At 72.4% G+C, this 11948-nt stretch carries 13 protein-coding genes; 7 read left to right on the top strand and 6 right to left on the bottom strand.

What is annotated here, in order from left to right; genetic code table 11:
- Positions 1 to 65 precede the first annotated feature (65 nt).
- The 3 genes from ACFY29_RS28915 to ACFY29_RS28905 are packed head-to-tail and all read right to left on the bottom strand — an operon-like array spanning position 66 to position 2774.
- Positions 66 to 638 carry a hypothetical protein gene (locus ACFY29_RS28915; protein WP_328416897.1) on the bottom strand — a complete coding sequence of 191 codons (573 nt, stop codon included), beginning with the start codon at positions 636 to 638 and terminating at the stop codon, positions 66 to 68.
- 46 nt (positions 639 to 684) lie between these two features.
- Entirely contained in the window at positions 685 to 1686 is a 1002-nt protein-coding gene (locus ACFY29_RS28910; RefSeq protein WP_386991244.1) for a tRNA (adenine-N1)-methyltransferase, read from the bottom strand.
- On the bottom strand, positions 1683 to 2774 hold the full coding sequence (locus ACFY29_RS28905) for a site-2 protease family protein (RefSeq protein WP_386991559.1): 1092 nt from the start codon (positions 2772 to 2774) through the stop codon (positions 1683 to 1685). Before ACFY29_RS28905 ends, ACFY29_RS28910 begins: the two co-directional genes overlap by 4 nt.
- A gap of 129 nt (positions 2775 to 2903) precedes the next feature.
- On the opposite strand from ACFY29_RS28905, the gene ACFY29_RS28900 reads away from it, so the two are divergent.
- The 5 genes from ACFY29_RS28900 to ACFY29_RS28880 all read left to right on the top strand — a co-directional run bounded on the left by ACFY29_RS28900 (position 2904) and on the right by ACFY29_RS28880 (position 8954).
- The gene (locus ACFY29_RS28900) at positions 2904 to 3818 is read left to right on the top strand and encodes a RecB family exonuclease (RefSeq protein WP_386991242.1); all 915 of its coding nucleotides are present in this window, start codon (positions 2904 to 2906) and stop codon (positions 3816 to 3818) included.
- 237 nt (positions 3819 to 4055) lie between these two features.
- Positions 4056 to 4742, top strand: a complete 687-nt coding sequence (locus ACFY29_RS28895) for a response regulator transcription factor (protein ID WP_328416903.1) — start codon at positions 4056 to 4058, stop codon at positions 4740 to 4742.
- A gap of 354 nt (positions 4743 to 5096) precedes the next feature.
- On the top strand, positions 5097 to 5864 hold the full coding sequence (locus ACFY29_RS28890) for an ABC transporter ATP-binding protein (protein ID WP_328416905.1): 768 nt from the start codon (positions 5097 to 5099) through the stop codon (positions 5862 to 5864).
- Positions 5864 to 8419, top strand: coding sequence for an FtsX-like permease family protein (locus ACFY29_RS28885; protein ID WP_355614025.1), 2556 nt, complete (start codon positions 5864 to 5866; stop codon positions 8417 to 8419). The genes ACFY29_RS28890 and ACFY29_RS28885 overlap by 1 nt, the downstream gene beginning before the upstream one ends.
- Positions 8420 to 8576: 157 nt before the next feature.
- Positions 8577 to 8954, top strand: coding sequence for a carboxymuconolactone decarboxylase family protein (locus tag ACFY29_RS28880; protein WP_386991239.1), 378 nt, complete (start codon positions 8577 to 8579; stop codon positions 8952 to 8954).
- Positions 8955 to 8998: 44 nt separating this feature from the next.
- Here ACFY29_RS28880 and ACFY29_RS28875 read toward each other — a convergent pair whose 3' ends face one another.
- A complete protein-coding gene (locus ACFY29_RS28875) occupies positions 8999 to 9652 on the bottom strand; it encodes an HAD family hydrolase (protein WP_386991557.1) in 654 nt (217 codons plus the stop codon).
- Positions 9653 to 9773: 121 nt separating this feature from the next.
- Complete coding sequence (locus ACFY29_RS28870) at positions 9774 to 10505, bottom strand: neutral zinc metallopeptidase (protein WP_355614023.1); 732 nt, start codon at positions 10503 to 10505, stop codon at positions 9774 to 9776.
- Between the two features lie 180 nt (positions 10506 to 10685).
- On the opposite strand from ACFY29_RS28870, the gene ACFY29_RS28865 reads away from it, so the two are divergent.
- Complete coding sequence (locus ACFY29_RS28865; protein ID WP_386991237.1) at positions 10686 to 11051, top strand: hypothetical protein; 366 nt, start codon at positions 10686 to 10688, stop codon at positions 11049 to 11051.
- Between the two features lie 4 nt (positions 11052 to 11055).
- Here ACFY29_RS28865 and ACFY29_RS28860 read toward each other — a convergent pair whose 3' ends face one another.
- Positions 11056 to 11265 (bottom strand): hypothetical protein, encoded by a 210-nt coding sequence (locus ACFY29_RS28860; protein ID WP_328416912.1) that lies wholly within the window; start codon positions 11263 to 11265, stop codon positions 11056 to 11058.
- Between the two features lie 279 nt (positions 11266 to 11544).
- Here ACFY29_RS28860 and ACFY29_RS28855 point away from each other — a divergent pair, with 279 nt between their 5' ends.
- Entirely contained in the window at positions 11545 to 11937 is a 393-nt protein-coding gene (locus ACFY29_RS28855) for a YciI family protein (RefSeq protein WP_328426647.1), read from the top strand.
- The last annotated feature ends 11 nt before the right edge of the window (positions 11938 to 11948 follow it).

The raw sequence follows: 11948 nt of genomic DNA, 5'->3' as shown, positions 1-11948 counted from the left end.
CCGGCGCCCGCGCGGGGGGGGGGGGGCGCGCCCCCCCCCCCCCCCCCCCCACGACGGGGTACGCCTCAGAGCATCGGGCGGCCGACCACCGAGGCGACCAGCCGGGCGAACTCCTCCAACCGGGCGATCTGCCCGGCCCCGCCGTCGTCGAGGGTCTTGCCGAAGCGCAGCGCGTCGTGCCGCGGCGTACCGGACATCTCCTCGCTCGGCGGCGCCTCGTCCAGCGAGGTGAGCAGCAGGTAGACGTCGATGCTGTCGACCCGGATCTCACCGCTGTCGGAGCGGGTGAGCCGACGCCGGCAGCCGACCTCGGTGACGGTGGAGACCGGCACCACCCGCAGGGACGACGTCATCGACCCCGGTGGCCCCTCCTCCGGCGGCACGTCCTCGCCGTGCCAGAGGATCAGCCGGCTGCCGTCGCAGACCACGACCTCCTGCCACACGCCGTTGACCTCGTTGACGAAGCGTTCCAGGGTGAAGCCGAGCACCGACGCGCCGCGCAGCACCCCACCGAGCGCCTCCAGGGCGACGTCCGGGTCGCGCAGGTAGGCCCGCGCCGCCGACTCCAGGTCCTGGTAGGGCGACCAGTCGGGAAACACCGCGGGCAGGTCACCGCCGCCGTAGCCCGGTCGGCTCATGCCGCCGCCTCCCCCCGCTCGGCGCCGCCAGCGCCCAGCTCATCGGTCACGGCCTGTCCTTCTCCCCCGTCGCGTCGGGATCCACACCTGCCGCCTGCGCGGCGGCGGCCTGCCGGGCCGCCTCCGCCTCGCGCAACACCTGCCGGCGCTGCACGTACGCCTCGGTGCCCTTGCTGGGCTTACGACGCCGGGGCGGCGCGGTGACCCCGGGGGCCAGCTTGCGCGCGGAGACCAGGAACGCGGTGTGCGCGATCATCCGGTGATCCGGACGGACGGCGAGGCCCTCGGCGTGCCAGTCGCGCACCAGCGACTCCCACGCCCTCGGCTCGGTCCAGCCGCCGCGCTCCCGCAGCGCCTCCACCAGCTCGGAGAGCTGGGGCGTAGTGGCCACGTAACCGATGAACACCCCGCCGGGCACCAGCGCCCGCTCGACCATGTCGAGGGTCTCCCAAGGAGTCAGCATGTCCAGGATAATCCGGTCGAAGCCGGTCTCCTGGCACTGCGCGACGTCGCCGACGTGCAGGTTCCATGCCGGGTGCGGCCCGTTGAAGAAGGACTCGACGTTGCGCTTGGCGATCTGGGCGAAGTCGTCACGCAGCTCGAACGAGTGCAGCTCTCCCTCGGTGCCGACCGCGCGCAGCAGCGAGCAGCTGAGCGCGCCGGAGCCGGCGCCGGCCTCCAGCACCTTCGCGCCGGGGAAGATGTCGCCCATCGCAACGATCTGCGCCGAGTCCTTCGGGTAGATCACCTGTGCGCCGCGCGGCATGGACAGCACGTAGTCCGACAGCAGCGGCCGCAGCGCCAGGAACGCGGTGCCGCCGCCGGAGGTGGTCACCACACTGCCGTCGGGCAGCCCGATCAGCGCGTCGTGCGCCAGGATGCCGCGGTGGGTGTGGAACTCCTTGCCGGGCTCCAGCGTCACGGTGTGCATCCGCCCCTTCGGGTCGGTCAGCTGCACCCGATCGCCGGGCCGAAAGGGCCCGCGGTGCACGGGTGTCAGCGCCGGGGTGGCGGCGTCGGCCGGGACGGTGGAGGGAGTTGCGGTCACGATGTCATCTTCCGGTTGGGTTCGAGGAGCTGCGCCAGGTCCGCGATGTGCAGGATGCCGACGACATCTTCGCCTGCGGTCACCACGTACTGCGCGCCTGGGTGGGTCTGCACGGCCTCCATCACCCGCTCCCCGTCCAGCCCGACCGGCAGCGCCGGGAGCGCGCCCAACGACCGGGCGACGGCGTCCACCGCCAGCCACGGGCGGCGCTCGGCGGGCACCGCCTCGGCGGCGACCGGGTCGACCAGCGCCACCGGCCGGCCGGTGGAGTCGGTGACCAGCAGCGCAGCGCCGGGTTGCCCGCCCTCGGTGCGCCGGCGCTGGGCCTCGGACAGCGGCGTGCCGGTGGTCACCGGCCAGACCGGCCGGGCCAGCCGGGACAGGTCGATCAGCGGGAACCGGCGGCTGACCCGGGCGGCCCGGATCGACTGCCCGGCGCCGCGCCAGAGGGTGACGGCGACCAGCAGCATCAGCGGCAGCGCCAACGGCGCCAGGTAGTCGGCCAGGGTGAGCAGGAGGACCAGGAAGGCGGTGCCGGCGGCGACCACGCGGCCCGTCCAGCCGGCGACCTCGGTGCCCCGGTGCCGGTCGCGGGTGAGCGCCCACACCGCGGCGCGCAGCGCCCGGCCGCCGTCCAGCGGCAGCCCGGGCAGGCTGTTGAACACCGCGACGATGACGTTGCTCACCGCGAGCTGGAAGGCCAGTTGGTGGGCCACGGTCTGCTCGGGCAGGGCGAGCGTGGCGGCCACCGCGAGGACGCCGAGCACCGCGGACACCGCCGGGCCGGCCAGCGAGACCAGCAGGTCGACCCGGGGCGTCGGGGCGTCCCGGTCCATCTCGGTGTAGCCGCCGAGCAGTTCCAGGGTGATCCCGCGCACACCGATGCCGTACCGCCGGGCGGTCAGCGCGTGGCCCAGCTCGTGCAGCAGCACCGAGCCGAGCAGCGACACCACGAACCCGAAGCCGATCAGGTAGCCGCTGAGCTGCGACAGATCCAACTGCCGGCGGGCGAATTCGGCGTACAGCACCGCGACCAGCAGGGCGAGCAGGACCATGGAGCCGTTGAGGTGCAACGGCACCCCGAACACCCGGCCCACGCTCAGGCCGGAACGGCGGTCGGGCCGACGCGGCGGCCGGGATGTCTGCTCCATCGCAACGATGCTACGGACCGGGCGGGCGGCGGTCGGTGTCACACCTGTGCCCTAACGTTTGCGGACATGACGGCGGAACCGGTCACCACCCCACAGTCCCCCTCCCCGGCGCAGGTGCCGCCCACGGTGCGGGCCTCGCTGTCCCCGTCGCGGGCGGCTGATTTCAAGACCTGCCCCCTGCTCTACCGGTTCCGCAGCATCGACCGCCTGCCCGAGCGGACAACCGTCGAGCAGGCCCGGGGCACCCTGGTGCACGCAGTGCTGGAGCGACTGTTCGACCTGCCAGCGCCGGGCCGCACGCCGGCCGCTGCCGGTGACCTGGTGGCCCCCCAGTGGGACCGGATGGTCACCGAGCAGCCGGAGCTGGCCGGCCTCTTCGAGGGCGCCGAGCTGGCCGGCCCGGTGGAGTTCCTCCGCTCCGCGGCCGCGCTGCTGGAGGGCTACTTCGCGGTGGAGGACCCGACCCGGCTGGAGCCGGCCGAGCGGGAGAGCCTGATCTCGGCGGTGGTCGACGAGGAGCTGCTGATCCGGGGCTACCTCGACCGGCTCGACGTGGCCCCGGACGGCGCGCTGCGGGTGGTCGACTACAAGACCGGTGGCGCCCCACGGGAGGCGTTCGAGGCGCGGGCGCTGTTTCAGCTGAAGTTCTACGCGCTGGTGCTGTGGCGTACCCGGGGGGTGGTGCCCCGGGTGCTGCGGCTGCTCTACCTGCGCGACGCCGAGGTGTTGGACTACACGCCCGACGCCGACGAGTTGGTCCGCTTCGAGCGCACGGTGGTGGCGCTGTGGCGGGCGATCGAGCAGGCCACCGCCCAGCAGGATTTCCGGCCCCGGCCGAGCCGGCTCTGCGACTGGTGCAGCCACCAGGCGCTGTGTCCCACCTTCGGTGGCACCCCGCCGCCGTTCCCGGTCGCGGTGGCCAACACCGATCCGCTCCGCGACGCCCGGTCCGGTCCGGCGGCGCCGGGCGCCGACGAGTGACCTCCGGACGCGCCCGCCAGTCACCGTGAGGCTGGCCGCCAGCGGCATCCCCTGACCGCTCGCGCCGGCCGCCCCCACCCCCGCGACACACCTCAGCCGGAAACCCGACCGGGCTCGTACCGCGCCGGTCGGGACGCGGCGACGGGCCGGCCTCTACGGTGGTCCGCGACGCACGGGCCGGTGTGCGCGAGGATGTCCGGTGCGGCAGCGGCGTCGGCGCGGCGACAGGGAGATGAGATGAGCGATCGGGTGGCCTCGGCGCGGCCGGTGCGGATCCTGCTCGCCGACGACCAGCCGCTGTTGCGCACCGGGTTCCGGATGGTGCTGGGCGCCGAGCGCGACCTGGACGTGGTGGCGGAGGCCGGCGACGGCCTGGAGGCGGTGGAGTTGTCCCGCCGGCTGCTGCCCGACGTGGTGCTGATGGACATCCGGATGCCCCGGATGGACGGGGTGGCCGCGACCCGGGCGATCGTCGACGCCCGGCTGCCGGTACGGGTGCTGGTGTTGACGACCTTCGACCTGGACGAGTACGTGGTGGGCGCGCTGCGCGCCGGCGCCAGCGGGTTCCTGGCCAAGGACGTCCCGGCCGAGGAGTTGATCGCGGCGATCCGCACGGTGGCCGGCGGGGACGCGGTGGTGGCGCCGCGGATCCTGCGGCGGCTGCTGGACCGCTTCGCCGACCTGCTGCCCGACCCGGCGGCGACACCGTCGTCGGCGCTCAGCGCGCTCACCGAGCGGGAACGCGAGGTGCTGGTGCAGGTGGCCCGAGGGCTGTCCAACGCCGAGATCGCGGTGGCGCTGTCGGTCAGCGAAACCACCATCAAGACCCACGTCGGGCACGTGCTGACCAAGCTGCGACTGCGCGACCGGGTGCAGGCGGTGGTGCTGGCGTACGAGTCGGGGCTGGTCCGTCCCCGGGCGTAGCCCGCACCCGCCCGACTACCCCACCGGGCGTACTCGAAGATCCCTCCGCGGGGTGACGGCCAGGTTGCCGCGCTCACCTACCGTGACCGGAGATGGCGCGGCGCGGTTGACCCTCTCGTGGGGTCAGCTCCTAGCGTCGGGCCCGGCAGCGTTTCGCCGGTCGGAAAACAGGTCGACCGGCCGTCGGGTCAGGGGCAACCCTGAGTCGGCATGGGGGTGCACCCGCAGCGTGAAATCCGCGCCGGGTCAACCCATGGGCGGACGGGTCGGGCGCGTACAGCGCCGATGATGAGAACAGTCGCGCCGGACCAGCGGGGGCGGCGCGTATTGGCAGAGACGGAAGAGGTAGATGACGTGACCGCGACGGTAGGCCAGCAGGCGCAGGCCGCGGCCCGGGCGAACGACGTGTGGAAGGTGTACGGCAGCGGTGAGGCACAGGTCATCGCGCTGAGGGGGGTCAGCGCGGAATTCGAACGCGGCCGGTTCACCGCGATCATGGGCCCGTCGGGTTCCGGCAAGTCGACGCTGATGCACTGCCTGGCCGGTCTGGACTCGGTGACCCGGGGCACGGTGGAGATCGGCGAGACGACCGTCACGGGGCTGGGTGACTCCGGGTTGACGAAGCTCCGCCGCGACAAGGTCGGCTTCATCTTCCAGCAGTTCAACCTGCTGCCCACGCTGACCGCCAAGGAGAACATCCTGCTACCGCTGTCGATCGCCGGGCGCAAGCCCGACCCGGCCTGGTACGACACGGTGATCGACACGGTCGGCCTGCGGGACCGGCTGGACCACCGGCCGGCGCAGCTCTCCGGCGGGCAGCAGCAGCGGGTGGCGTGCGCACGGGCGCTGGTCTCCCGCCCCGAGGTGATCTTCGCGGACGAGCCGACCGGCAACCTGGACTCCCGTTCCGGCGCGGAGGTGCTCAACTTCCTGCGCAACTCGGTCCGCGAGCACGGCCAGACCATAGTGATGGTCACCCACGACCCGACCGCCGCCGCGTACTCCGACCGGGTGGTCTTCCTCGCCGACGGTGAGATCGTCTCGGAGCTGATCGAGCCGACCGCCGAGACGGTGCTGGACACCATGAAGAAGCTGGACGCTCCGGCCGAGGTGGGCAACTGATGTTCCGGGCGACACTGAAGAGTCTGCTGGCCCGCAAGGTCCGGCTGATCCTGTCCGGGCTGGCCGTGGTGCTCGGGGTGATGTTCGTCTCCGGCGCCTTCGTGCTCACGGACACGCTGGGCCGCTCCTTCGACTCGGTCTTCGCCGACGGCTTCTCCGAGATCGACGTGAACGTCACGGCGAAGCCGAAGGTCGAGGTCAGCGAGATCGAGGGCGAGCAGACCGCCACCCCGCTGCCCGCCGCCGTGGTGGACCGGGTCAAGCAGGTGCCCGGAGTGGCTTCGGCGACCGGCATCGTCAACGCCGACGGCGCCCGTGTGATCGGCAGCAACGGCAAGGTGGTCACCTCGTTCGGTCCGCCGCAGTTGGGCGAGAACTGGACCGGTGAGAGCGAGCTGTTGCAGCTGCGGGAGGGCCGCGGGCCGCAGGCCGACGATGAGATCGTCATCAACAAGTCGCTGGCCACCGCCGCGAAGGTGCAGGTCGGCCAGAAGGTCGGCGTGCTCACCGCGTTCGAGTCGAAGAAGCGGGACTTCACCCTGGTCGGCATCCTCGGTTACAGCGGTGACCGGGACTCGATCGGCGGGCTCAACGAGGTCTTCTTCACCACTCCGGTGGCGCAGCGACTGATGATCGGCGAGCCGGACGCGTTCAGCAGCATCACCGTGCGCACTGCCGACGGGGTCTCCGACGAGACGCTGCGCGACGACGTGGCCCGCACCCTGGGGGCGGATTACGAGGTGAAGACCGGCGAGCAGGTGGCCGCGGACGCCTCGGCCAGCCTGAAGGAGGGCCTGTCCTTCTTCAACAAGATCCTGCTCGGCTTCGCCGCGGTGGCGCTGCTGGTGGGCACCTTCCTGATCCTCAACACCTTCTCGATCATCGTCGCCCAGCGCACCCGGGAGCTGGCGCTGATGCGCGCCATCGGGGCCAGCGGCCGGCAGATCATCGGTTCGGTGGTGCTGGAGGCCATCGCGGTGGGGCTGATCGCCTCGGTGCTCGGCCTGGCAGCCGGCATCGGGGTGGGCGCGCTGTTGGCGTTCCTGTTCGGCAAGCTGGCCGGTGGCCTCACGCTGGCCGGGATCGGCGTGCCGGCGGCCGCGGTGATCGGCTCGTTCGCCGTCGGTCTGGTGATCACCGTGGTGGCGGCGCTGCTGCCGGCGCTGCGGGCGTCCCGGATCCCGCCGATCGCGGCGATGCAGGACGTGGCCACCCCGGACCGGCCGTTGACCAAGATTACGGTGGCCGGGTCGGTGATCACCGGCATCGGCGCGGTGCTGCTCTTCCTCGGGCTCAGCGGCAACGCCAGCGGTCAGACGCTGCCCACCATCCTCGGTGGGGTGCTGTTCGCCTTCATCGGCGTGGCGCTCCTGACGCCGCTGATCAGCCGGCCGGTGGTGGGCCTGCTCGGCGCGATCTTCTCCTGGTCGGTGCCGGGCAAGCTGGGCCGGCTGAACTCCGGGCGCAACCCGCGCCGCACCGCGATCACCGCAGCCGCGCTGATGGTCGGCATCGCGCTGGTCACCGGCGTCACGGTGATCCTCGACTCGGCCAAGGGCAGCATCAGTGCGCTTGCCGAGGACACCATCAAGGCCGAGTTGGTGATCTCCGGTGTGCAGGGCGGCCCACGGCCGCCGAGCTTCGACCCGGGGGTGCTGGATCGGGCCAAGGCCCTGCCGGGCGTGCAGATGGTCGACGGCGAGTACGGCGACATGGCGAAGCTCAACGGCGAGAGCACCTGGGTCGCGGCGAGCAGCGACGTCGCGTCGCTGCGGCAGATCTTCGGCGCGAAGCCCACCGCCGGTGACATCGACCGACTCGGGCCGACCCAGATGCTGGTCAGCTCGGATACCGCCACCTCTCGGGACCTGACGGTGGGCTCGACGGTGAACGTGCAGCTGACCCGGGGCGACGCGCGGACGTACACGGTCAGCGGCATCTACGAGTCCTCGCAGCTGACCAACCCGGTGACCCTGCCGGCGGAGGCGGCGAAGGACTTCGCCATCCCCCAGCCCATCCAGGGCTTCATCCAGTTGGCCCCTGGCACCCGGGTCGCCGACGTGCAGCCGCAGGTGGAGGCACTGCTCGCGGACAGCCCTGAGGTGTCGGTGGCCGACCGGGCCGCGTTCATCAAGCAGCAGACCGGTCAGCTCGACGGGCTGCTCACCATGATCCAGATCCTGCTGGCGCTGGCCATCGTGATCGCCGTACTCGGCATCATCAACACCCTGGCGCTGTCGGTGCTGGAGCGGACCCGGGAGTTGGGTCTGCTGCGGGCGATCGGCCTGCGCCGGTCGCAGACCATGGGCATGATCACCGTCGAGGCGGTGGTGATCTCGGTGTTCGGCGCGCTGCTCGGCGTGGTGGTCGGCACCGGCCTCGGCGCCGCGGTGGTCGAGGCGCTCAAGGACGAGGGAATCACCGACCTGATCCTGCCCTGGGGTCAGATGGGGGTGTTCCTCGGTCTCGCCGCGATCATCGGGGTGGTGGCCGCGGTGCTGCCGGCGATCCGGGCGGCCCGGATCAACGTCCTGGGCGCGATCGCCCACGACTGACCGGCTACCCCGAGACCCCCGGTGCCGCTCGCGGTGCCGGGGGTCTCGCACGTTCGGCCTCGGCTGAATCGTCCTCCGGGCCGACGCCGAGCTGCCACGATGGCGGTGCCGGCCGGCCAGCGGCCCCGGGCGGCGGTGGCGAGCCGGGAAGGGTGACATGACCGATCAGGACGCGTACCAGCAGGCCCTGGACAACGCCGAGCGCCTGCTCGGTCAGCCGCTCGTGCTGCCGCTCGGCGCCGGCGAGCCCTCGGTGGGGCAGGAATTCCGCCGCCTGGCCACCGTGCAGACCTTCGGTGAGGCATGGCCCCGGGAGGGGTTGGACCTGCGCAGCCGTTGCCTGGTCTCGGTGGCGATCGCCGCCGCTCTCGGCACCCACGAGCCGTTGCGCGGTCAGCTGCGCATCGCCCTGCAATCGGGGGTGACCAGGGAGGAGATCGTCGAGCTGTTCATCCACCTGGCCGCCTACGCGGGCGCCGCGCGGGCGTTCGACGGCTACCAGGTGGTCACGGCGGTCTTCGCCGAGCGCCCCTGACCCGCGCCCGTCGCGGTCAGTCCGTCGCGGTCAGCCGGCCTCGGTCAGTCGGTCGCGCTGGCGCGGTTGACCAGCAGCGCGGCGAGCAGCTCCAGGTCCGCGCCGGTCAGGCTCTCCAGCTGACGTACGCCGGCCATGACGGGCAGCGCCTCCACGGGTACGGCCAGCACCGCCGCGCCGGCGGCGAGCGCGCTGGCCACCCCGGTCGGTGAGTCCTCGATCGCCACGCAGCGGCCGATCGGCACGCCCAGCAGCCGGGCCGCGGTCAGGTAGGGCTCCGGGTGCGGCTTGGCCGCGACGACCTCGTCACCGCAGACCACCGCGTCGAAGCTGTCCCGGCCCAGGGTGTCCAGGGCGATCTCGACCAGCGGCCGGCCGCTGGAGGTGACCAGCGCGGTGGGGATGTCGGCGGCCCGGACGGCGCGCAGCAGGGCGAGCGCCCCCGGACGCCACTGCAGCCCGGTGCGGAACAGCTCCAGGATCCGGGTGTTGATCCACGCCGCGCTGAGCGCCGGGTCACGTTCGGGCTGCCCCAGGTCGTCGTGCAGGATCCGCATCGAGTCGGCCATGCTGGTGCCGACGATCGACCGCCGGGCGGCGATGGAGAGTTCGCCGCCGTAGTCGCGCGCGAGTTCCTGTAGCGCGACGTCCCACAGCTTCTCGCTGTCGACCAGCGTGCCGTCCATGTCGAAGAGCACGGCGGCGGGGTGTTGGCTGCTCAGCGGATCCTCCAGGGTCGTGGCCGACACCGGCGATCCTGCCAGGGTCGGACGCGGCCGGTGGCGGCGGCGGCCGAAGGGGTGATCCGGGCAACCCCGGTCAGCCCAGGTCGCAGGCCTCCAGGGAGCGCTCGTAGCCGCGGAAGAACGACTCGGTGCGCTGCTCGGCGGTGCCGTGCGAGCCTTCCGCGAACCACGGCTGGTCCGGGTCGTCGCCGACCGCCGCCAGCCCTTCTCTGAACTCGTCCAGGTCACCCTCGGCCAGGCTCAGGGCGCCGGAGCGCACCGAGTCACCGAGGTACGCCCCGGCCATGCAGTCGGCCTGCAACTCCTGCTGGATGGTGAAGTTGTAGCGGATGCCGAGCCGCACCTGGACGCCGTGGGCGTACTCGTGGCCGAGCAGGTAGAACACGAAGGCGTCACCGACCTGGCGGAACGCCGCCACCGACCAGGTGACGTCGTAGGCGATGAAGTCGCCCTGCGAGCAGTAGACCGCGTTGTTGCGCGGCAGCGGCTGGCCGCCGCAGGACACCTCACCCGCCCGCTGGTACGGGGTGATCCGGCGGATCGCCTGGAAGCTCTGCCCGGAGGCCTTGAACTGGGCCGCCCAGTACCGCTCGGCGATCGCCTGCGCGTCGGCGACGTCCTGCTCGAACTCGGCAACGCTGGTGGTGCTGTCGGCCCGGGTGGTGCTGGGCCCCGGCGAGGCCGCCGAAGGTCGCTCACCCTCCGGCTCGGCCAGCCCACCGCCGGCGCAGGCTGCCGACACCAGTACGGCGATCAGCAGGCCCGCCAGCGGACCCCACCCGTCGCGTCCTGACCGTGCCCCCACTGCGCCTCCCCTGGTCGTCGGTGCTGCGCTGGCAGTACCCCGACAACACGACCGTAACGCCCACCACCACATTCACGCATGTCGGTGCCGGACGGTTCACATGTGCTGGACGGTTCACGGCGCGGACGTCGGGCGGCCACAATGGGCCGGGGCGGGTGTGTCCGTCCGGTGAGGAGGGTCGTGGTGCACGAGCTGGGCAGCCGTCTGCGCAGCCAGCCTGCCCCGGCGCACATCGTGTGGCGCTCGCTCAACGACCCGTACGAGGCCGGCAGCCGGCCCTGGTTGGAGTTGCGCGACGACGAGGTGCCGCCCCGGGTGGTGGCGGGCAACGCACCGGTGCTGGTGGTCTGGTCGTCGCTGTGGCCGCACCGGCCGCTCGACCGGATCCGCTTCGACCTGACCCCCCAGCCGCCCGGCCAGGGCTGCACGCTGCGCTGGACGCTCACCACGGACGGGGACCTGCCGGGCGAGAGCACCCTCGGGTATCTGCGGCACCGGCTCAACTATCTGATCAACGACCGGCTCCGGCTCTCCTACGGACAGTGACCCGTCAGCCGCTGCTGTCGCGCCCGCGCTGCCAGGTCTCGCCCTGGTCGCCGTGCCGCTCGGCCTCGTACCTCTGCTGCCTGGCCCGGGCGTCCCGGCCGGCGGCATCGTCGTCGGCGGAGCTCAACCGCCCCCGATCACGCCACACCACCACCCCGAACGCCCCACCCGCCACCACAACAAAAACCCCCACCACCACCCACACGGTAGTCATCCCCCCACGCTAACCACCCCCCGCCAACCCCGCGCCCCCGCGCCCTCCCCCGCCCCCGCCCCCGCCCCGCGCGGCGATCATGAGGTTGTTGCCTCGTGGCGCGGCGTGTCGTGACGCTAACTTCATGATCAACCGACGGTGAGGGGGGTAGAGCCGGCGGTGGGGGGCGGAAACCGGTGGGGTGGGGTCGTAGTTTGTCCGGGTGGGGTTGGTGGTTTCGACGTCTCTGGTGAGGCGGCGCCGTCGTGGCGCCGGAACAGGAGGACCACCGTGAAGTACATGATCATGCTTTATGGCTCGCAGCAGGACTACGACGTGCTGTCCGGGCGGGCGACCGACCGGCCGGCCATGTCGGCCGAGCAGATCGCGGCCATGCACAAGCACATGGAGACGTACCACCAGGCGCTCGCCGAGTCCGGGGAGCTGGTCGACGCCCGGGGCCTCAGCGAGCCGGTGCACGCCCGCCGGGTGCAGGTGCGCGAGGGCGCGCCGGTGGTCACCGACGGCCCGTACCCGGAGACGCAGGAGGTGCTGGCCGGTTACACGATCGTGGAGTGCGCCAGCTTCGACCGGGCCACCGAGATCGCCGCTGGCCTGGTCGATCCGGACGAGCCGGGCGGGTACGTGGACGTGCGGCCGGTGCTGGACGGCGTCGAGGACCTGGCCGGCTGACCGGTGCCGGA

It is taken from the genome of Micromonospora sp. NPDC000668, assembly GCF_042897975.1.
Taxonomy (GTDB): domain Bacteria; phylum Actinomycetota; class Actinomycetes; order Mycobacteriales; family Micromonosporaceae; genus Micromonospora.
The sequence above is the reverse complement of the archived record's forward strand: the minus strand, read 5'-3'. Positions and strand labels throughout refer to the sequence as shown.